We start from the raw sequence: 21,028 nt of genomic DNA, 5'->3' as shown, positions 1-21,028 counted from the left end.
CGATGGTTCGCAATGCGCTCGCCGGAGAGCGGCGTGGCCTGATGTTCGTGTTGTCGTCACCGTCCGGTGCGGGCAAGTCCACGCTGTCGCGCATGCTGATTGAAAAGACGCCGGGCCTGCGGATGTCGGTGTCAGTGACCACGCGCGCGAAGCGGCCGGGCGAGGTCGAGGGCGAGCATTATTATTTCATCGACAAGGCGCGCTTCGATCAGATGGTGCGTGCCGACGAATTGCTCGAACATGCGCCTGTGTTCGACAATCATTACGGCACGCCGCGCCATGCGGTGGAGAAGGCGCTGGCCGCCGGTGAGGATGTGCTGTTCGACATTGACTGGCAAGGTACGCAGCAATTGCGCGAGAAGGCGCGGGCGGACGTGGTCAGCGTGTTTATCCTGCCGCCGTCGGCGCAGGATCTGGAAAAACGACTCCACACCCGTGCGCAGGATACTCACGAGGTAATCCGTGGCCGCATGGACCGCGCGGCTCACGAGCTCAGTCATTGGGCCGAATACGACTACGTCGTGCTCAACAACGAACTTGATCAGGCATTCAGCGAGGTCGAAACGATCCTGCGTGCCGAACGGCTGAAGCGCGAGCGGCAGACGGGGCTATCGGCGTTCGTGCGCGGGTTGCAGGATCAGCTAGAGAAATAACGTTTTCCGGATTTGGCTCGCGCGCGGCGCGACGCAGGAGTTGTTCGATTTCGTCGAGATCCTGTGGTGTGCGCGCAGGTGTTCGACGGGATGGCGCTATCATTTCTGCGTAGGACGGCGCGGCTGCCGTCTCGTCTTTGTCATCGCCCCAGATGTTGCGAAGCCGCCCGGGGACATTGCGGGCTTTGTCGTCTGTGCGCCAGAAATATCGGAAGGTGACGAGCGCAAGGATCGCGATCAGCGCCAGGACGAGAAACGAGACGCCGAAGATCACGCGCCAAGGCGTGAGGTCAGCTGGCTGGCTGGCCGCCGGGGTGTTTGCTGGCGTCGCTGCTCCCGGAGTTGCTTCCGACGGTGTGGGTGCGGCTGCTGGCGTTTCGGACGTCGCAGGCTGTGCGTTCGCAAGCGGCGTCGACTGACCTGTGGTTGTCTGGCTCGGACGGAAGGCATCGGCGGCAGGCCAGCGTTCAGTGAGCAGCGGCGTTGCGGCAGGCACAGCGGCGATGGCGTCGGGTGCCGGCTGTGCTGTCGTGTTGCTCTCCGCTCCCGGATCAGTTGCGGTCTCCGTAGCGGACGCGGCCAGAGGCGTACCCTTTGCGGCCGGTTCAGTTCTGGTCGGCGTGTCAGAGGCGTTCTGTTGTGGCGACGGCGCGGCGTCGGCCTCGGCAGGCGGTGCAGGTTTGTGTTTTGCCGCGGCCGATGTCGTCGTCTTCATTCCAACCTCGCCGAGATACCAGCACTTGCGGCCAGCGCTGCGGTCCGTGTGGTAGTACCAATGCTTGCCTTGCGGCGCGACGCCTTTGGGTGACGCCTGACAGGCGTCGGCTGTAGCAGCGGCCTGCGGTGTGGAAGCCGCCGGCGGTTGTTGTGCGAGAGACGGCGTCAGGCCGCCGATGAAAACGCTCAGGGCGGCTGCCGCGAGCTTGAAAGTCCGGTTTGTCATGGTTCCCCCCACGTCGGATCGTGGCGTCGTGCGCAGATGCGTTAAAGGGATCGTCGTCAACGAGAAGGGCCGCAATGGGCCGCAAATGCGAACCGCCCGGGACGAAATTGGGGCGCTGGGAACCTGCGCAGAACGCTCTCGATCATGCTTCTCGGGCGGATCACAGCTGAGCCGTTCATGCGAGATGCGGGACGTGCGTTTTACTGTAGATGCGTGACGTCCGCTTCACGCGTCGTTGGTAAGGATGATCCGTCCGGTCACGCCGCCCTTGCGCAATTGCTCCATCCAGTGCGCCGCGTCGCGCATCGGCGCTTCATGCATCGGTACCGGCGCGATGCGGCTCGTGCGGGCGAGGTCGAGCAGTTCGCGCGCTTCGTTGAGCGTGCCGGTCATGAAGCCTTCGATGCTCATGCGCCTGTGAACCCAGCTCACCACAGGCATGTTGAAGGCACCACCCATCAGGCCAGACACGATGATCTTGCCGCCGCGCGCGAGCGCGCCCATCGCGAATGCCATCGAGGATTCGCTGCCCGCGAAGTCGATGATGACGTCGAAACCGCCACCGCTGTCTTTCAGCATGCGGCGGGCCGTCTCCCGCGCCGCAGGATCGTAAGCCGTCGCGGCGCCTGCATCGAGCGCAGCGGCGCGTGCGGCCTCGCTGAGATCAGCGACGGCGACAGTGTCGATAGCCATCGGGCGTGCGATTGCGAGTCCCATCAGCCCGACGCCGCCCATGCCGACCAGCAGGAGATTGCGACGGCGTGGATGCGCAAGAGCGCGCTTCAACGCGCCATAGGCGGTGAGACCGGAACACATCAACGCGGCAGCAAAGCCTGCCGGCAGCGGCTCATAAGGGAGAAGGTAACGGCTGTCGGGCACGAGGACATGGCTTGCAAAGCCGCCGTCGATCGCCACGCCGAGATAGCGGTTGCGAGCGCAGAGATTTTCGTCGCCGTTGATGCAGTCGCGACAGGTGCCGCAGCCGATCCATGGAAAGACGACGCATTGTTGTCCAACGATATCGCGCGGAGCATCGGGGCCGGTCGTCTCGACGGTGCCGACGATTTCATGGCCGAGCGTGAAGGGCAGCTTGATGCCACGCGTGATGTCGATCCGCTGATTGTCGCCCGCGTCGAAGAAGCCGTCCTGCAAATGCAGGTCGGAATGACAGAGGCCGCATTTCGCCACGCGTAGCAGCACCTCGCCGCCTTGCGGTGTGGGCACGTCTGCAACCGTCTCGCAGACCGGCGCTGCGAATTGAACAAGCGATTGGCGATGCATCAAAGCCATGATGCGTCTTCAGCCAGACTGCTTGAGTTCGGACAGGCGATTGGCCATCGCCACGAATCCGGAGATCGGCACCGTCTCCGCGCGCCGTGTCGGATCGACGCCGGCGGCTTCGGTGAGCAGCGCCGGATCGACGCCGAGCGGCTTCAAGCTCTGGCGCAGCATCTTGCGGCGCTGATTGAAAGCGGCGGCGGCGACCTGTTCCAATGCGCGACGCGGGCATGGGGCAGGAGCCTGTCGCGGCACAAGACGCACGACGGACGATGTCACCTTCGGTGGCGGCACGAATGCGCCAGGCGCGATGTCGAACAGGATTTTCGTTTCGGCGCGCCAGTTGGCGAGCACGCCGAGGCGGCCATAGGCGTCGTCGTCCTCTTGCGCGACAATACGTTCGGCCACTTCGCGCTGGAACATTAGCACCATCATATCGAACCACGGCGGCCAGGGCTCAGTGGTGAGCCAGCCGGTCAGCAACAGGGTCGCGATGTTGTAGGGCAGGTTGGCGACGATTTTGGCGCGCTCTCCATTGAGAACCGCAGTCGGGTCAAAATCGATGGCGTCGTCATGCACAATCTCGAGACGGCTAGGGTAATGCTGCGCGATTTCCTCCAGCGCCGGAATGGCACGGTCGTCGCGCTCGACCGCGATCACGCGCTTCGCGCCGGTCGCGAGCAATGCCCGTGTCAGCCCGCCGGGGCCGGGACCGATCTCGATAACGGTAGCGTCGTCGAGCGGCCCCGCGGCACGCGCGATCCGCGCGGTGAGGTTGAGGTCGAACAGGAAATTCTGGCCGAGCGACTTGCGCGGGGCGAGATCGTATTTGCGGATGACCTCGCGCAGCGGAGGCAGATCGTCGATCTGGCTCATGATGCGGCGTTCGTGCGCGCCATGCGGGCGGCGAGGCGCAGCGCGGCGATCAGGCTCGACGGGTTGGCGCGCCCGCTGCCCGCGATGTCGAACGCGGTGCCGTGGTCCGGCGAGGTGCGAATGAACGGCAGCCCGAGCGTGACGTTGACGCCGCTGTCGAAGGCCAACGTCTTCACCGGGATCAGCGCCTGATCATGATACATGCAGATCGCGCAGTCGTAGGTCTTGCGCGCGGCTTCATGGAACATGGTGTCGGCGGGCAGCGGGCCGCGTGCGTCGATGCCTTCGCGCTGTAATTGCGTGACGGCAGGCGCGACGATGGCGTCGTCTTCCTTGCCGAGCGAGCCGCCTTCGCCCGCGTGCGGATTGAGTCCGGCAATGGCGAGGCGGGGGGCGTGCAGTCCGAGCCGGTACTTCATGTCAGCGGCGACGATACGCGCGGTTTCGAGAATCAAATCAGTCGTGAGGCCCGCAATCGCCTCGCGCAGTGGCAGATGGATCGTGACGGGCACGACCGCGAGCGTCTCTGACCAGATCATCATCACGGGCTTGGGCGTCTTGCCATGCGCCGTGGCAAGCTCCGCCAGGAATTCGGTGTGGCCGGGATGCTTGAAGCCCGCCTCATAGAGGACGCTCTTGGCAATGGGATTGGTGACGACGGCGGAAGCGACGCCCGCCTTCACGTCTGCGACGGCCTGTTCGATCGAGGCAATCGCAGCCCATGCGCTGGTGGCGTCGGGCCTACCCGGCGTGCCGGTCGCGGTGTGGCCGGTTGGCGCGACGGGCAGGGCTCGCGCGAAAATCCCGGCGGCGTCCTGCGGCGATGTTTCGGCAATTTCGATCTGCTCCCCAAGCAAGGCGGCCCGGCGGCGGATCAGGTCGGCATCGCCGATCAGATAGAACGGAGGAAGATTTTCAGCGCTGCGCTTCAGCCACGCGGCAATCGTGATGTCAGGCCCGATCCCGGAGGGTTCACCGATCGTGAGAGCGAGCGGGGCGTGATGCATCTGCCTTATTTCTGCTTGTACTCGATCATCGCACCCTTGCGAAGGTCGGCCAGATAGGACTTCGACTTCGCTTCATATTTCTGAGCGAATAGCTTGTCACGCGCTTCGCGCTTGGCAGGCGTGTCCGCCGTGGTCACCTTGCGGTCGCACAACGCAACCATCTCGATGCCCTGACGGGTCACTTCCGGCGGGGTCATCTGGCCGACGGGAGTCTTGTCGAGAAGCTGGCGCAAATTCGCAGGCAGGTCAGCCGAGGTCTTGACGATGGTGTCGCGGATGGTGGCCTGACGCAGCGATTTGAATGTGGTGGAGGCTTCCGCACAGCTCTGCACGCGGGAGCGAATGAGTTCGGCTTCCTTCTTGCGCTGCTCGACGACCGCTGGGGACGATCCGCGCGGCACGAAGATTACGACCGGGCGCAAATGATATTCGTAGCTTTCGGTTTCCTGCGGGGAGGTATCACCGCCGGCCGCCGCGCGCACGTCACGCTCGCCGACCATCAGGCTCTGCTTGTAGCGGCCACGCACGAGCGCACCCCAGGCCATGTCGGCCTGTAGGCGCAGCTTCATGGTTTCGGGCCGCACGCCCTGCGCAGTGAGAACCTTGGCCAGTTGATCCGGGGACATTCCCATCCGCTGCCCCATGGAGGCGAAAGAGGAATCGATGTCCGACGAGGTCAGGTTGATGCCGAACTTCTTCGCTTCGATGATCTTGAGACGATCATCGATCAGCTGCTGGATGACTTCCTGACGGGGGGCCGTCTTGTGCGTGGTCAGGGCGACGAGCTTGGAGCGCTGCTCGATATCGTAGGTCGTGATTGGTGCGCCATTGACCATCACGACCACAGCCTGCGCGCGTGCGGAGGGCATCGCCGCGAAAAGCGTCAGCAAGGTTACGATCGGGAGAACGAGGCGGCGGGTAAAAACAGAGAGGAATGTCGCGTTCATCATCACATTGCTGTCGGTTTCACCACGGGTCGAAAAATGCACCGTAGAGGTGCAATCGACCACAATTATGTCACTGGGTGTACGAGGAGACATTCTGCGAAATCGAAGTTCCGCCGATGGTGCGCAGGCTGAGCTGGAACATGACCCGGTGATCGGTAACAGGGGTGAGGCTGCCGATCGTGGTGTAATTGTAGTCGGTCACGTAATTGACGGCGAGCAGGAAGCAATCGTCCACGTATCCGGCGCCGACGATGTACTGGTTCACCTTGTCGTTGGCGATGTCGTAGCGCAGTCCGCCCGAGACCTGCCAGTTGGCGGCGAGCTTGAATGAGCCGGTGCCGAGCAAGCCCTGACGCTCGGTCAGGAAGCCGAGTTCGGGCTGCGCCGCGTACTTGCCGTACAGCAGGCTCACCGACCAGCGATCGAAATTGGCGCGTCCCTCGGCTTCGAACCGCTTCACGTCCATGGTCGCTTCGTCGAGCCGGAAGCGTGTCGTCAGGCTGAAGATCTTGTTGGGCGCGTAGGCGACACGGCCGACGTAGTCCGAGGCAGCTTTGTCGAGGCCGGAATCGAGGCCGGTGTTCGTCAGGCTCTGTACCGCGTACGAATTCAGGCCGTAGAGCTGGTAGGACTGGCCGAACAACACGTTGATGGTGCCGCCGCGGTCGAACTGCGTCGTCGCCTGTACGCCGACGTTGGCACGGCCGCCGCCTTCGACGCGGTCCCAGCCGGAGAATTTGTTGACGCTGAACAGATTGGTGTCGTCGAAAGTCAGGCTCTGTGCGTCTTCGTTCGGCAGCTGACCAGCCTTCTGCTCGTTCGGGCGGAGGATGACCTGCGCGATCGGTTCGATCGTCGTGGTACCCCACGGCTGCACGTTGATGAACGGGTAGCGATATTCGAGGCCGATCGCCGGCATCAGGCGGGCTTCTTGATGATCGCCCGGAGTGATGAAGTTTCCAACGCTGTTTGTGGGATCGTTGGCCACATTGGCGTGGATCAAATCGCCGCGCAGCGACACGAACGGCGTGAAAATCTGACCCCACGAGTCGGTAAAGGACCGACGCCACTGTGCCTCACCCGACAAGCGGGTGTAGTCGCCAGGTACGCCGCGCAGCAGACAGTTCGCAGGCGTTTTTGCAGACGGATCGGCGCTGAGGCAGGTTGTATTGCCGACAGCCTGCGAAGTCGCAGAGATCGCATCAAAGTTCGCCTGACCGCGCGTTAGGTTGACGAAATTGCCCTTGTAGCTGAATTCGCCGCCCAGCACGTTCTGGTTCAGGACGTTGTTGTAGTCGATGACCGGCGCGACGATCGGAATCTGCTTCTGCACGTCGGCTGCGTTGAAGCCGTAATAATAGAGCGAGCGGATATCGAAGTAGCTGCGGTTGCCGACGCCGGTGAGGTACACCTGCGAGACGCCTTCGGTCGGCGTCAGCAGGAACGAGCCCAGCGGGTTCTTGTAGGGGCCGAGCTTGTAATCGCTGAAGAAGCGATTGTCGGTCGCCATCACCGCGGTCCAGCCCGCGACCCATTTGTCGTTCAGCGCGAACTGACCGTTCGAATCGAGGCCAGCGCGCCAGTTGCGGTCGCCAACCTGCCCGGCATAGGCGTCCGGATCTTGCTGATGGATGCCATAGGCGCGGATTTCATACGCACCGTTGACGAGACGCTGGCGGAAATCGATCTGACCGAGCACGCCCTGCCGCGACATGATGCGTGGCGAAATGGTCATGTCGTAGTTCGGCGCGATCGCCCAGTAGAACGGAATCTCGGCGCCGTAGCCGGTGAACGAGTTGTAGCCTGCCCACGGCATCAGGAAGCCGGTTTTGCGCTTCACGGTCGGGTCGGGCGTCGAGAAATACGGCAGATAGGCGAGCGGCTGACCGAAGAACTCCACCTTCGCATCTTCGAAGTAGAGCATCTGCTCGGTCTTGTTGTGGATGATGCGCGCGGCCTTCACCTGCCATAGCGGTGGACGTTCGGGATGATCGCGGCAGGCGGCGCAGGCGGTATAGGTGCCACTCTGGAAGATGGTGATATCGCCGTTGCTGCGGTCAGCGCGCGCCGCCGACATGCGCGTTTCGTCCGGCGTATTGAGACGCAGCGAATCGACGAAGCCGTCGCGATAGTCGTCGGAAAGGTCGAGCAGGTTGGCGTTCACCACCTTGCCGTCGGCCTCGGTGAGACGGACGTTGCCTTCGGCGTGAAGGCGTTTGGTCTTCTGATCGTAGATGACCTTGTCGGCCTCGAGGGTCGAGCCGTTGTAGTAGATCTGCACGTTGCCGACGGCGGCGACGCGGTTGTTGTTGTAGTCGTAATTGATCTCGAGCGCCTTCACGAGCATCTGCCCGTTATTGGCATTCTTGTCCTTCGGCGGTTTCGGCACCGGGGGACGCTTGTTGTAGACGAAATTGTTGGTGGCGGCCGTGGCGGAACCGGGCAGGGCAAGCGAGCCCGCGCCGAGCATCAGAACGGCGGACATAGCGAAGCGATAGCGGCGCAGCCTCATGCGCCGCCTGAACTCAGGCGTCCGTCGATGGAGGGCGGCAAAACCAGCCACTACCCGTCCTCCTGATGCAGCAAGGCCAAAAAGCCGGTCAGGCCGCCCACACAGACAGGGAGCCATGCGGCAGCGAGCGGATGCATCAACTCGGCCTTGCTTAAATCCTCGGTTACTTTCGACAGGACATAGAGCAGAAAGCCCGCTGCCACGCCACTTAAAACCATCTTTTGCACGCCGCCGAAGCGGAAGAACCGCAGGCTGACAGCGGCCGCGACGAGCACCATCGAGGCCAGCAAAAACGGCCTTGCGAGCAGCTTCTGGTACTGCAAGCGGTAACCCGCTGTGGCCAGACCGGAGCTTGCCGAAGACCGGATGTACTCGGGAAGTTGCCAAAATGACACAGTTTCGGGGGTGGCGAAACTGTTCCGCACCTGGGCGGGCGTCAGATTGGTCTTCAGCGGAAGATTCTCCTGAGACGCCGGCGCGGCCGTCATGGAATAGATTCGAGCACCGCCAAGCCGCCATTCACCGGGCTCAAGATTGGCTTCACGGGCTTCGATTCGGTCCCGGAAGCTGCCGTCCGGGTTGAAGCGGAAGACCGTCACGCCCGACAGACGGGTGCCCTGATTCTGGCTCAGCGCCGCGCTGATGATGGACTGGCCTTCCGAGGTGACCTGATTGACCCAGGACTGAGCGACGTCCTGAACGCCGCCGTTGGAGAAGAGCTGCGCCTCCATCTCCTTGCTGCGTTCCTGCATCGCGGCCGAAATCGGATTGTAAACAACTGTCGCCAGCACGCCCATCACGAGGGCGGCGACCAGGGCAGGGGTAATGAACTGCCACGCCGAAATCCCGGCGGCGCGTGCCACCACCAGTTCGAGGCTTCGCGATAGCGCGAGATAGCAGGACATCGCGCCGATCAGAATGCAGAACGGCATCAGCCGCTCCAGCAATTGCGGCACGCGAAACAGCGAAGTTTCCGCGACCATAAAGGCGGACGCGGTCGCGATGCTTGAGGTCCGGCGCACCATTTCGATGTAGTCGACCAGAACCAGCAGCAGGAAAATGCCGAGGAACACCGCGAGCGAGGCGATGATGAAACGCTTGGCGAAATAGCGGGCGAGGGTGGTGGTCAGCATGTGGCTGATCGCTCATTTGCGCAGCGCTGCGTCAGCACGCAGGCCTGTCGCGCGAGGATTGCGCGACGACCAAAGGCCGGGTCCGGCGTGGTGGCCGGCCCTGCGCAGGCGATAACAATCGACGCCATCGAACAGCAGTATCCCCAGTGTCTCCGCACGATGCCGGTCCGGATCTGGCCGTGAGGCCGAAATCCCCCTCGGGCCGGTATCGTTCGAAGTTTATTATAACTCAACTATCCTGTTGATCTGCCGATAAAATGGCTGACCTAAGGCAGCGCAGGCAGAGTGGTTAACAAAACCTGTTTGCGTGACTTTCGCGTCACGATTCGGGGTATCTGCGTCCGCAATCGTGATGAAGCGGCTCTCGCCCGGCACTTTGCAGGGCCGGGGCGGAGGCGCATATAGTGAGCGCTCCCGCCGCAGCATCCAGCCGCACGTTCAAGTTTGGAGGATTCCCCATGACCGACGCCGTCAAGGTCGGCTTTGTCCCGTTTTCTACCGCGCCGAAGGGCGTCCTCGTCGTATTCACCGATGAATCGATGAAGTTCGGTCCGGCGAGCCGCAAATTGCTTGCGGGCGCGGAGGAGACCATCAAGCGCGCCGCGGCGGCGTCCGATTTCAAGGGCAAAAGCGGCTCGGCGCTCGACATCCTCGCGCCGCAGGGCCTGAAGGCCGCGCGCTTGATCGTCTCCGGTACCGGCAAGGCCGGTTCGGTGAAGGAAGAGGACTTCATCAAGCTCGGCGGCGCTGTGACCGGCAAGCTCGGATCGAGCGTGACCGCGGTCATGATTGTTGCCGAACTGCCGGGCGGTCCGATGAAGCCGCATCAGGCTGCGAGCATTGCTGCGGGCGCACGTCTGCGCGGCTACAAATTCGATCGCTACAAGACCAAGACAAAGGACAAGGACAAGGCGCTCGCCGCACAGGTATCTGTTGCGGTCGCGGACGTTGCGGCTGCGCGCAAGGCGTTTACGCGCGACGCCAACATCGTCGACGGCGTTCTGCTCGCGCGCGAACTCGTCAACGAGCCGCCGAACGTGCTGTTTCCCGCCGAATTCGCGCGCCGCGCCGCGCAGTTGCGCAAGCTCGGTGTTCAGGTCGATATTCTTGACGTCAAGGCGATGACCAAGCTCGGCATGGGGGCGCTGCTCGGCGTCTCGCAGGGCTCGTACCATGAAGGTCGCATGGTGGTGATGCGCTGGAACGGCGCGGCCAATAAATCCGACAAGCCCGTCGCGTTCGTGGGTAAGGGCGTGTGCTTCGATACTGGCGGCATCTCGATAAAGCCGGCCGGCAGCATGGAAGACATGAAGGGTGACATGGCGGGCGCGGCCTGCGTGGTCGGCCTGATGCATGCGCTCGCCGCGCGCAAGGCGAAGGTCAATGTCGTCGGCGCGATCGGTCTTGTCGAGAACATGCCGGACGGCAACGCGCAGCGCCCTGGCGACATCGTCAAGACAATGTCGGGGCAGACCATCGAGATCATCAACACTGACGCGGAAGGCCGCCTCGTGCTCGCCGACGTGCTCTGGTACGTCGCGCAGAAGTACAAGCCGAAGTTCATGGTCGATCTCGCGACGCTGACCGGTGCGATCATGGTTGCGCTCGGCACCGAATATGCGGGCCTGTTCTCCAACAACGATCAGTTGTCGGAGCGCCTGTCGAAATCCGGCGATGCCACCGGCGAGCGCGTCTGGCGCATGCCGCTCGGTCCCGAATACGACAAGCAGATCGATTCCAAGTTCGCCGACATGAAGAACGCGGCCGGACGCTGGGGCGGCTCGATCACCGCGGCCCAACTGCTGCAGCGGTTTGTCGATGATGTGCCGTGGGCGCATCTCGATATCGCGGGCACCGGCATGGGCGCGCCGTCGAGCGACATCAACACGAGCTGGGGCTCGGGTTATGGTGTGCGGCTGCTCGATCACCTCGTCGCCGAACATTACGAGGCCAAGCGCTAACGTTTGCGATCCAGCGCCGGAGTCCGGTGACGATGACGGAAGTCCTGTTCTATCACCTGCAGGATATGAGGCTGGAAAACGTGCTTCCGCCGCTGCTCGAGAAATCGCTCGAGCGCGGCTGGCGCGTCGTCGTGCAGGCAGGCTCCGAAGAGCGCGCCGAAATGCTCGACTCGCATCTGTGGACGTACCGCGACGATTCGTTCCTGCCGCACGCTACATGGCGCGAAGCGGATGCCGGCAACCAGCCGGTGGTGCTGACGGTGAACGACGCCAATCCCAACGGCGCATCGGTTTGCTTTCTCGTCGATGGCGCATCGGTGCCTGCGGACTGTTCCGCGTATCAGCGCATCGTTCTCATCTTCAACGGCGATGACGATGAAGCGCTTGCTGCGGCGCGCACGGCGTGGATGGATTGCAAGGCGAGGGGATTCGAACAGACCTACTGGCAGGCAGACGAGCGAGGCCGCTGGCAGCGCAAGGATTTACGCGGCGGCGGTTAAGGATAGAGCGATCTTTCCTTTTTGATGCTTGCGGTTAGCCACCATCGTGCCGCAAAGTGATGATGCAAGCGCCCGAGGGGACGGGTGTTTGCCGTCACAGATGATCTGCTGTCATCGAAATGAAACGGAACGCGGGGGTTCCAGTTTTGCGATTGATTGAATTGAAGAGTTCTGTGTCTCGATCCGTGATGAAAGCAGCGCTGGCTGCACTCATCATCGCGCCGATGATGAGCGGTTGTGGTGGAACGCTGAGTGACTACTCACTTAAAGACCAGGAATGGTTTCAGCGGCCCGGCCGAATCTTCGGCACCAAATCGCTGTCGCTTGAGACGCCACCGTTGCATACCGACAAGCCGGTTTCTCCGGATGACCTCATCACCGCGGAAGGTGCATGCCCTGGCATGGCGCCGGCTGGTCTTCCAGCTGACGCTAACGCGCAGCAGGCTGGCGCGCCGCCTGATGCATCTGCTCCGCCGCAGCAGCCCGTCGGTACGGTTGCGCTCGGCCATACCGAATGCGACGTGGCCCGTGCCGCTGGCACACCGAACAACGTCAACATCGCGACGAACGAGCGTGGCGAGCGTCAGACGGTGCTGACCTATACGCAAGGTCCGCGGCCCGGAATTTACACGTTCACCTCGGGCCGCCTCACGGCCATCGACGCCGTTCAGGCCCCGCCACCATCGAAAAAACCGGCCAAGCATTCCAAACGCAAGCACTGATGTGCGCGTGAATCAGTCAGCGCTTTCAAAGGAAGCGCTGGCCTCGAGCCATTCTTCCTCGGCTTTCTGGAGCGCGGCTTCGGCAGCCGCGCGCGCCTTGGTGAGTTGAGTGGCCTGTTTCGGATCGCGCTGGAAGATGTCGGGCAACGCGAGCGCCGCGTCGATCTTGGCGATGATGCCGCCGATGCGTTCGATTTCGGCTTCCGCGCCCGCGATTTTCTGTCTCAGGGAATTCTTTTCCACTCTGTTCCGTGCCGGCTTCTCGGTCTCGCGGGAGATGCGGGGCTGCGCCGGAGCGCTGGTGTCGCGCGCGCTGAGGACGGAACGGCGATATTCGTCGAGATCGCCGTCATAGGGTTTCACGGTGCGGTCCGCGACCACCCACAATTGATCGGCGCAGGCCTCGATCAGATACCGATCATGGGAGACCATGATGATCGCACCGGGAAATTCGTTGATTGCCTCCGCGAGCGCCGCGCGGCTGTCGATGTCGAGATGGTTGGTCGGCTCGTCGAGGATGATCATGTTCGGCGCGGCGAAGGTCGCAAGTCCGAGCAGCAGGCGCGCCTTCTCTCCACCGGAGAGGTTCCTCACCGTGGTGTCGCCGGCCTTGCCGGAAAAGCCGATCGCGCCGACGCGGGCGCGCACCTTCGTCTCCGTCGCATCCGGCATTAGCCGCCGCAGATGGTCGTAGGGCGAGCCTTCGAGATCAAGTTCATCGGTCTGGTGCTGGGCAAAATAGCCGACCGAGAGATTGGCGGCGCTGACGATCTCGCCAGAGAACGGCGGCAGCTTGCCCGCGAGCAGTTTCACCAGCGTGGATTTGCCGTTGCCGTTGGCGCCGAGCAGGGCAATACGGTCGTCATTGTCGATGCGTAACGTGACGCGCCGCAGGACCGGCTTGCTGGGCTCGTAGCCGACGCTGACATCGTCGACCGCGATGATCGGCGGCGACAACAGCTTCTCCGGTTCGGGAAACTTGATCTCGCGCACATCCTGCGTCACCAGCGCAGTGACAGGCTTCATCCGCTCCAGCATCTTGACGCGCGACTGCGCCTGTTTCGCTTTCGAGGCCTTCGCCTTGAAGCGGTCGACGAAATCCTGCAGGCGCTTGCGTTCGTCGGCCTGCCGCTTGGCGTGCTTGGCGTCGAGCATCTCGCGCGTGGCGCGTTGCTCCTCGAACGATGAATAGCTGCCTTTGTAGAGCGTGAGCCTGCCGTGATCGAGATGCAGGATCTGATCGACGGAGGTGTCGAGCAGATCGCGGTCGTGGCTGATGACGATGACCGTGCGCGGATAGTGCGCGAGATGATCCTCGAGCCAGAGCGTGCCTTCGAGATCGAGATAGTTGGTCGGCTCGTCGAGCAGCAGCAGGTCGGGCGCGGCGAACAGCGTGGCCGCGAGCGCAACGCGCATCCGCCAACCGCCGGAAAATTCCTGACAGGGGCGCAGCTGATCGGCTGCGGAAAAGCCGAGGCCGCTCAGGATCGCCGCCGCACGGGCGGGCGCGGAATGGGCGTCGATATCGACGAGGCGGGTCTGGATGTCGGCGATGCGTGCCGGATCCAGCGCGGTCTCGGCTTCCTCCAACAAGGCGTGGCGTTCGACGTCAGCTTTCAACACCACGTTGATCAGGCTTTCGGGGCCGTCGGGCGCTTCCTGCGCGAGGCTGCCGATCCGCCAGCGCGGCGGGATCGAAATCGACCCGCTTTCCAGCGCGAGGTCGCCGCGAATTGCGCGGAACAGGGTGGATTTGCCGACGCCGTTGCGGCCGACGAAGCCGACGCGCGCGCCCGGCACGATCTGCACCGTACTGTCTTCAATGAGCACACGTCCGGCGATGCGGATCGAGATGTCGTAGATGGAAAGCATGCCGGGGTTCTCCCCGGAATGAGATGCGAGCGCAAGCCGTCAGAAGGCAGAAAACGAGAAAGGGCTAGCGCTGCCGAGCCATGCCCGCATCAGGGATGATCGAGGGGGCATCCTCGACCTCCCGGAAGCGGTTCATGAGCTCCTGAAGATGGTGGGGCAGCGTCGCGGCCGGCTTCATCTGATCGCGCAACCGCTCGCCGATGCCTTCGCAAACCGCGAGGCTGGTGCGGTGATCGATTTCGACGCTCCCATGAGGAGAAGGTCTTGCCGAAAGGTTTGCCATGACGCTCACCATCGCCACCATTTCATTCAAATTGATCGTATCTCACCAATGGTGAGAGCCAAGAAATGTTTCAGGCGTTCGAAAGTGATGGTGAGTATTCGGTAAATATTGAATCAATTTGGAGGGAACGAATCGAAAGGAACCCAGGCCTCTCGGGCACGGGCGCACAAAAAAGCCCGGCAAAGCCGGGCTTTTTCGAAAATCAGTTGCGTTTGTTAATAGCAGCGATTGATAAGCCGCCAGCGTGGACCCCACGGAGTGGGAACGAGGCGACGGACGTAGCAGCCGCCATAACCGCCGTAATAATAGGGGCCGCCATAGAAGCGCGGGCCGCCCCATCCGCGATAACCCCAGCCGCCACCGTGCCAGCCGCCACCGCCATGCCAATGGCCTCCGCCACCGCCATGCCAGTGGCCACCACCACCATGTCCGCCGCCGCCATGTCCACCGCGCGCGGATGCTTCGGATGCCATACCGGCCATGCCGATGATGAGTGCAGAAGCGGCAACCAGTCCGAGGCCGAATTTGCGTAACATGATCGTTTCTCCTTGCCATGGCGCGGATGCCGCGCGTCACTGAAGTCTTGATGCTCTGACGCGGGGAACGCACCTTCAGGTCAGTCAAAACTCTATGTCACTCAACGTGAATGGCGTGCGGATAGCCCCTTCAGAATGGGTTCATTTTGATGAAATCGGCGTAATGTTAAGGTTGGAATCCCGCTCATCGGAAAGGCTCTGGTCCTACGATACCGATGCTTGCCGCGTTGCAGGGGCGCCGCTATAAGCCCCGCACAATTTCCATTCCATCCATCAAGGATTAAGTCTCATGGCGACCGAGCGTACGTTTTCGATCATCAAGCCCGACGCGACCGAGCGCAACCTGACGGGCGCCGTGAACGCCATCATCGAAAAGGCCGGTCTGCGCATCATTGCCCAGAAGCGGATTCTCATGACCCGCGCCCAGGCCGAAACGTTCTATGCCGTCCACAAGGCCCGCCCATTCTTCGGCGAGCTCGTCGATTTCATGACCTCCGGCCCGGTCGTGGTGCAGGTTCTGGAAGGCGAGGGCGCCATCGCCAAATACCGCGACGTCATGGGCGCGACTGATCCGTCGAAGGCGGCTGACGGCACGATCCGCAAGGTCCATGCCAAGTCGATCGGCGAAAACTCGGTCCACGGATCGGATGCTGCGGAGACAGCAGCCATTGAGATTGCTCAGTTTTTCTCCGGCAACGAAATCGTCGGCTAAGAATCGGAGTTATCACGCGTCAATTTGACGCGGTACGGTGCGCCCCTACGAAAATACTGGTATCGAATATGCCACCTGCGGCAAAATAGCCTGCGGCATAATAACCAGTTGGGGGAAGCACGGTGAGCATAATTCAAGCAGTCGGCGCGTTTTCTATTGTCGATACGCTTGCCCAGATGAAGACTGAGGTTGTCCAACCTCAGTTCTGGGTCGGCCTGAGCAAGATCATCTGGATCAACATCCTGCTGTCAGGCGACAACGCGCTCGTTATCGCCCTGGCTTGCCGTGGCTTGCCGCCGAAGGAACGCCGTCTGGGCATGGTGATCGGCGCGGGTATCGCGGTCGTTCTGCTCATCCTGTTCACCGGCATCGTCGCGCAGTTGATGACGCTTCCGTTCCTCAAGCTGGTGGGCGGACTGGCGCTTGTCATAATCGCGGCCAAGCTTCTGGTTCCGGATGACGGCGAGGGGCATGTCGCGGAGGGCGCCAACCTCTGGCACGCCGTGCGCATCGTCGTGATCGCCGACATCATCATGAGTCTCGACAACGTCATCGCGGTGGCCGCCGCTGCGAATGGTCAGCTTGCACTGCTGATCGTCGGTCTTGCCGTCAGCATTCCGATGATTATCGCCGGCGCGGCCCTCATCATGGCCATCCTTGATCGTCTGCCGATTCTCGTCTGGCTCGGTGCGGTTTTGCTCGGCTGGATCGGTGGAGCGGTGATCGCAACAGATCCGGCGGTCGCGCCGCGTCTGCACGCGATGCTCAACGGCGACATCAGCCTCAACATCGATACGACGTCGCCGCTGTTCGGCTTCGTCGAGCACCTGCGCTTTGATGGCGAGGTCGATGAACTGATCTTCGCGGGTCTCGGTGTGATCGTCGTGCTCACGCTTGGCACGATCTGGCGTCGTCGCAAGCTGCAGGAGATGGCTTCGGAAGCGCAGACCGAAGGAGCGCCTGCGACGATCTGAGCGGCGTGCCGCTTCCGATCGGAGAGCGGTAGTTCCTCAAATCCTCGACGCTTAGTTTGATTGCTGCATTATGTTCAAAGCCGGGCTGACCAGCCCGGCTTTGCGACAAATCGTCACAAAAGTTTGCGACAAATCGCCTCCCAGACAAGACTCACCATTTGCGGTACCGAGGGGTGGTACGCACGGGGAGGCGAAGTTAAGAGACGATGTTGGATATTTTTGATACGGCGACGATCGGCAATTTCTTCAACAGCTTTTATTCGGAACTACAGCATCCGCAGTTCTGGGTCGCGCTGACCAAGATTATCTGGATCAACATCCTGCTCTCCGGCGACAACGCGCTTGTCATTGCGCTGGCCTGCCGCAGCCTGGAACCGCGTCAGCGCATGTGGGGCATGGTCCTCGGCGCGGGCGTCGCGGTCTTCCTGCGCATCATCTTCACCTTCATCGTCGCGTCGCTGCTGGCGCTGCCTTATCTCAAGCTTGTCGGCGGCATTGCGCTCCTCGTGATCGCGGCAAAGCTGCTGGTGCCTGAGAAGGCTGACGAGGACAACGTGCAGGCGGCACAGCATCTGTGGGCCGCCGTCAAGATCGTCGCCGTTGCCGACATCATCATGAGCCTCGACAACGTGATCGCGGTGGCTGCTGCTGCGAACGGCAGCGTGGTCCTTCTGGTGCTAGGCCTTCTGATCAGCATTCCAATGATCATCGCCGGCGCGGCGCTGATCATGGCGCTGCTCGATCGCGTTCCTGCGCTCGTCTGGCTTGGTGCGGCGCTACTCGGCTGGGTGGCTGGCGAAGTTATCGCAACGGATCCGGGCGTGCACCCGTTCCTCCAGCGCGTGCTCGACGGTCAGATCTCCCTCAATATCGATCCGACCTCTACGATTTTCAGTCTGCCGAGCCATATGCAGGCCGCCACTAACCTTGGCGAGCTCGTCCTTGGTCTTCTCGGTGTCGCGATCGTTCTGGTCGTTGGATCGATGTGGCGCAGCCGTGCGATGAAAGAGCACGGCGTGCCGGCGGAGGCTGCTACCACTTAAACTCGAGGCCCACCGTGCCCTGGTGGGAGTGGAAGCCGTCGCGGAATTTTCCGTCGTAATTGGCATAAAGCCGCGCCGTCCTGTTCATGCTCCATGACAGGCCGGCGCCGGCGTCTGCGCCATACTGGCTTTCACGAACGCCCTGCATGAGGATGCTGTTGGCGCCGAGGCTGACGAGATACGGCGGCATCGACTGCGAGAAGTTGTCGACGAATTTGCCGTAGCCCGACACGTCGATGATCTGACTTCCGACAATCCAGTAATGGCCCGCTTCAGCGCCGAGCATAAAGCGTGCGCGTTGCGCGTTGGACTCCGCGACGCTCACCGGCTCGAAGCCGCCGGTTTCGCTGAAGGCGTTGGTACGGGCGACGACGTATTCGATCGCGACTTTCGGCACGATGCGGCTTTGGCCGAGTGCCTGATAGTAGCTCAGCTCGCCAAGCGCGCCGTCGATGGCACCGCGATAGCTTGAAAGTGCAGGTCCGCTGAATGTCGCGCGCTTCGCATCGATCGACGCAAACCCGTGAACCACGGCGAAGGCGACCGTCCACGGCCCACTGACATAAGAGCCGTTGACGCCGAGCTGGGTGAGGTCGAGCTTTGCCGATTGCAAGGCGAGCGGCACGTCGACGTTGGTGTGGCTCTGATCGACCGCGATGCCGAGGTTGAAGCCCGGCGCCACGGTCATGCCGATGCCGGCGACCCCGCCTGCGGTCGAGCGCTTGTCGCCGACAAAACCCGGTTGCGCGTCGGTGCGCGCGGATGTGCCGTAACCCTCGAACCAGCTTCGATAGACGGGCGCCGCGAAATCAGTCGATGCGCCGCCGCCTGCGCTGTTGTCGCGCGCGGCATAGCCGGTCGCGGCTGCGCGCCCGAGCCGTTGCAGGAAGTTACTGCCGAGATCGAGCTGCGCCGCGCCGGCCGAACTGGTCGTGTAGAGAGGTGTGGGTGGCGCGAACTGCGCGTAAGCGGCGCAGGGAAACGTTGCGGCCGTAAATGCGCCGATCGCGGCGGCACGGGACAACGTCGATGCGGAAGCGGTGCGTTTTGCTGCGAGGGGCGGTGCGATCATGCGGCTGCCGGGACCAGGATGCGATATATCGCAATGATGATCGCATGGAACCGGGCACGGCCTCAACGCGCCGCCTATCGGCCGGAATCTATTGACCCGGCTTGTGGTCGACGCGCCACAGTGCAACTGCCGTTAGAACGAGGGCGAAATCAGCGTTTTCTCGCTGGCCGTCGCGGTAGTGCTCTTGCAGACCCCGCCGTGAATCGACGCCTGTCCACTCGCGACCATCCGCAGCGCCTGCGGATAGATGCGATGCTCGACCTGCAGCACGCGCGCGCCGAGCGTCTCCGCGGTGTCGTTGTCGTGAACAGTAACCGCGCCCTGCACGATGATCGGCCCGGCATCGACATCGGGGATGACGAAATGCACGGTCGCGCCGTGGATTTTCACACCGTCCGCGAGTGCGCGCTCATGGGTGTGAAGGCCGCGATAGGACGGCAGCAGAGCAGGGTGGATGTTGATCATCCGTCCGTCCCATTGCTGGACGAACCATGGCGTCAGCAGGCGCAGGAATCCCGCGAGGCAGACAAGATCGATCTTGTGTTTGAGCAGTTCGTCCTGCATCGCGCGCTCGAAGGCCTCGCGATCACGCCCGAATGGTTTGCTCTCGATAGTTGCCGTCTCGATGCCGGCTGCGCGCGCACTTTCCAGCCCGCCCGCGCCTGCAATGTTCGACATCACCAGCACGATCTCGGCGGGAAAGTCGGGAGCATTGGCCGCCTGGATCAGGGCCGCCATGTTGGAGCCCCGGCCGGAAATCAGAATGGCGACGCGGCGCTTGGTCATGGTGTTCGTCACGGAGCGAGGTCGAGGTGGCCGTCATAGACGACACGCTCGGGACCGGCCTCGGTGACTTCGCCGAGCATCACGGCCCGCTCGCCATTGTCGGACAGCACCTTCATGACGTCGACGGCTTTGTCGCGCTCGACCACCACAACCATGCCGATGCCGCAGTTGAAGGTGCGCAGCATCTCGAGTTCCGCGATGTTGCCTTCCGTGGCGAGCCATTTGAACACCGGCAGGACCGGAACGGCGGCGAGGTCGACGCGGACGCCAAGGGCCTTCGGCAACACGCGCGGGATGTTGTCGGTGAATCCGCCGCCGGTGATATGGGCCAGCGCCTTGATGCCGCCGGTCTCGCGGATCGCCTTCAGGCAGGATTTGACATAGAGCTTGGTGGGTGTGAGCAGCGCGCCGCCGAGTTTCATGACCGGTGCGAATGGGGCCGGATCGTTGAAGCCAAGGCCTGCGCGTTCCACCACCTTGCGGACCAGCGAGAAGCCGTTGGAGTGGACGCCGGAGGACGCCAACCCAATCAGGGCATCGCCCGCTGCGATGTCTTTGCGCGGCAGCAACGTGCCGCGCTCGGCCGCACCGACGGCAAAACCCGCGAGATCGTAATCGTCCTTCTGGTAGAGGCCGGGCATTTCGGCGGTCTCGCCGCCGATCAGGGCGCAGCCGGACTCCCGGCAACCTTCTGCGATACCTGCCACGATGGTGGCGGCTGAGTTGGGGTCGAGCTTGCCGCAGGCGAAATAGTCCAGAAAGAACAAGGGCTCTGCACCCTGGACCACGAGGTCGTTGACCGACATGGCGACAAGGTCGATCCCGATACCGTCGTGGATACCGGTCTCGATCGCGATCTTCAGCTTGGTTCCGACCCCGTCGGTGGCTGCGACCAGCACCGGGTCGCGGAAACCCGCGCCCTTGAGGTCAAAGAGGCCACCGAAGCCGCCGATCTCGGCATCAGCGCCGGAGCGGGCAGTCGCGCGCACCATCGGCTTGATGAGGTCGACCAGCCGGTTACCGGCGTCGATATCCACGCCGGAGGACGAATAAGTGAGGCTGGATTGTTTGTCGCTCATGCCATTTTCCCGAAACCTGGGCGGTGGTTACGTCGGATTCCCAAGCCGTGCAATGGCTCGCATCCGCAGCAAGGGTAGATTATTAGAGGGATGGGAGCCGAAGCGCATCACCGCTGGCCTGGCTCCGCACAACTGAAGC

20 protein-coding genes are annotated in these 21,028 nt (G+C 62.5%); 7 read left to right on the top strand and 13 right to left on the bottom strand.

All coding sequences use genetic code 11. The features are described from left to right. Nucleotides 1-2: 2 nt before the first annotated feature. A complete protein-coding gene (gene gmk / locus HMPREF9697_RS05230) occupies nt 3-653 on the top strand; it encodes a guanylate kinase (RefSeq protein WP_002716121.1) in 651 nt (216 codons plus the stop codon). Here the strand turns inward: gmk and HMPREF9697_RS20335 are convergent. The 7 genes from HMPREF9697_RS20335 to lptG form a co-directional block, all read right to left on the bottom strand. Further along, nucleotides 550-1,596, bottom strand: coding sequence for a hypothetical protein (locus tag HMPREF9697_RS20335; protein ID WP_002716120.1), 1,047 nt, complete (start codon nt 1,594-1,596; stop codon nt 550-552). The two genes, gmk and HMPREF9697_RS20335, sit on opposite strands and share 104 nt — an antisense overlap. A gap of 225 nt (nt 1,597-1,821) precedes the next feature. Continuing rightward, nucleotides 1,822-2,886, bottom strand: a complete 1,065-nt coding sequence (locus HMPREF9697_RS05220) for an alcohol dehydrogenase catalytic domain-containing protein (protein ID WP_002716119.1) — start codon at nt 2,884-2,886, stop codon at nt 1,822-1,824. Between the two features lie 9 nt (nt 2,887-2,895). Beyond that, entirely contained in the window at nt 2,896-3,750 is an 855-nt protein-coding gene (gene rsmA, locus HMPREF9697_RS05215; RefSeq protein ID WP_002716118.1) for a 16S rRNA (adenine(1518)-N(6)/adenine(1519)-N(6))-dimethyltransferase RsmA, read from the bottom strand. After that, nucleotides 3,747-4,757, bottom strand: coding sequence for a 4-hydroxythreonine-4-phosphate dehydrogenase PdxA (gene pdxA / locus HMPREF9697_RS05210; RefSeq protein ID WP_002716117.1), 1,011 nt, complete (start codon nt 4,755-4,757; stop codon nt 3,747-3,749). The genes rsmA and pdxA overlap by 4 nt, the downstream gene beginning before the upstream one ends. 5 nt (nt 4,758-4,762) lie before the next feature. After that, the gene (locus HMPREF9697_RS05205) at nt 4,763-5,707 is read right to left on the bottom strand and encodes a peptidylprolyl isomerase (protein ID WP_002716116.1); all 945 of its coding nucleotides are present in this window, start codon (nt 5,705-5,707) and stop codon (nt 4,763-4,765) included. 67 nt (nt 5,708-5,774) lie between these two features. Further along, nucleotides 5,775-8,216 (bottom strand): LPS-assembly protein LptD, encoded by a 2,442-nt coding sequence (locus tag HMPREF9697_RS05200; RefSeq protein WP_002716115.1) that lies wholly within the window; start codon nt 8,214-8,216, stop codon nt 5,775-5,777. Between the two features lie 50 nt (nt 8,217-8,266). Then, on the bottom strand, nt 8,267-9,349 hold the full coding sequence (gene lptG / locus HMPREF9697_RS05195; protein ID WP_002716114.1) for an LPS export ABC transporter permease LptG: 1,083 nt from the start codon (nt 9,347-9,349) through the stop codon (nt 8,267-8,269). A 458-nt stretch (nt 9,350-9,807) separates the two neighbouring features. Here lptG and HMPREF9697_RS05190 point away from each other — a divergent pair, with 458 nt between their 5' ends. The 3 genes from HMPREF9697_RS05190 to HMPREF9697_RS05180 all read left to right on the top strand — a co-directional run bounded on the left by HMPREF9697_RS05190 (nt 9,808) and on the right by HMPREF9697_RS05180 (nt 12,532). Next, nucleotides 9,808-11,310: a leucyl aminopeptidase gene (locus HMPREF9697_RS05190; RefSeq protein ID WP_002716113.1), complete on the top strand. Its 1,503-nt coding sequence runs from the start codon at nt 9,808-9,810 to the stop codon at nt 11,308-11,310. 32 nt (nt 11,311-11,342) lie between these two features. Beyond that, nucleotides 11,343-11,810, top strand: coding sequence for a DNA polymerase III subunit chi (locus HMPREF9697_RS05185; RefSeq protein WP_002716112.1), 468 nt, complete (start codon nt 11,343-11,345; stop codon nt 11,808-11,810). Nucleotides 11,811-11,998: 188 nt separating this feature from the next. Continuing rightward, nucleotides 11,999-12,532, top strand: a complete 534-nt coding sequence (locus HMPREF9697_RS05180) for a hypothetical protein (RefSeq protein ID WP_002716111.1) — start codon at nt 11,999-12,001, stop codon at nt 12,530-12,532. A gap of 12 nt (nt 12,533-12,544) precedes the next feature. Here HMPREF9697_RS05180 and HMPREF9697_RS05175 read toward each other — a convergent pair whose 3' ends face one another. From HMPREF9697_RS05175 to HMPREF9697_RS05165, 3 genes are all read right to left on the bottom strand, one after another. After that, nucleotides 12,545-14,404 (bottom strand): ABC-F family ATP-binding cassette domain-containing protein, encoded by a 1,860-nt coding sequence (locus HMPREF9697_RS05175; RefSeq protein WP_002716110.1) that lies wholly within the window; start codon nt 14,402-14,404, stop codon nt 12,545-12,547. A 64-nt stretch (nt 14,405-14,468) separates the two neighbouring features. Continuing rightward, entirely contained in the window at nt 14,469-14,687 is a 219-nt protein-coding gene (locus tag HMPREF9697_RS05170) for a hypothetical protein (RefSeq protein ID WP_244597878.1), read from the bottom strand. Between the two features lie 215 nt (nt 14,688-14,902). Then, nucleotides 14,903-15,223: a hypothetical protein gene (locus HMPREF9697_RS05165; RefSeq protein ID WP_002716108.1), complete on the bottom strand. Its 321-nt coding sequence runs from the start codon at nt 15,221-15,223 to the stop codon at nt 14,903-14,905. Between the two features lie 289 nt (nt 15,224-15,512). On the opposite strand from HMPREF9697_RS05165, the gene ndk reads away from it, so the two are divergent. The 3 genes from ndk (at nt 15,513) to HMPREF9697_RS05150 (ending at nt 17,952) form a co-directional block, all read left to right on the top strand. Continuing rightward, a complete protein-coding gene (gene ndk / locus HMPREF9697_RS05160; protein ID WP_002716107.1) occupies nt 15,513-15,935 on the top strand; it encodes a nucleoside-diphosphate kinase in 423 nt (140 codons plus the stop codon). 176 nt (nt 15,936-16,111) lie between these two features. After that, entirely contained in the window at nt 16,112-16,909 is a 798-nt protein-coding gene (locus HMPREF9697_RS05155) for a TerC family protein (RefSeq protein ID WP_051053902.1), read from the top strand. A 206-nt stretch (nt 16,910-17,115) separates the two neighbouring features. Further along, nucleotides 17,116-17,952 (top strand): YjbE family putative metal transport protein, encoded by an 837-nt coding sequence (locus HMPREF9697_RS05150; protein ID WP_002716105.1) that lies wholly within the window; start codon nt 17,116-17,118, stop codon nt 17,950-17,952. Here HMPREF9697_RS05150 and HMPREF9697_RS05145 read toward each other — a convergent pair. The 3 genes from HMPREF9697_RS05145 to purM form a co-directional block, all read right to left on the bottom strand. Further along, complete coding sequence (locus HMPREF9697_RS05145) at nt 17,942-19,024, bottom strand: autotransporter outer membrane beta-barrel domain-containing protein (RefSeq protein WP_002716104.1); 1,083 nt, start codon at nt 19,022-19,024, stop codon at nt 17,942-17,944. The two genes, HMPREF9697_RS05150 and HMPREF9697_RS05145, sit on opposite strands and share 11 nt — an antisense overlap. A gap of 132 nt (nt 19,025-19,156) precedes the next feature. Then, entirely contained in the window at nt 19,157-19,810 is a 654-nt protein-coding gene (purN, locus tag HMPREF9697_RS05140) for a phosphoribosylglycinamide formyltransferase (protein ID WP_002716103.1), read from the bottom strand. A gap of 8 nt (nt 19,811-19,818) precedes the next feature. Then, nucleotides 19,819-20,889, bottom strand: a complete 1,071-nt coding sequence (gene purM, locus HMPREF9697_RS05135; RefSeq protein WP_002716102.1) for a phosphoribosylformylglycinamidine cyclo-ligase — start codon at nt 20,887-20,889, stop codon at nt 19,819-19,821. Nucleotides 20,890-21,028 lie beyond the last annotated feature (139 nt).

The organism is Afipia felis ATCC 53690 (assembly GCF_000314735.2).
GTDB lineage: Bacteria > Pseudomonadota > Alphaproteobacteria > Rhizobiales > Xanthobacteraceae > Afipia > Afipia felis.
Note: the sequence above shows the minus strand (reverse complement) of the source record. Positions and strands in the feature narration are given on the sequence as shown.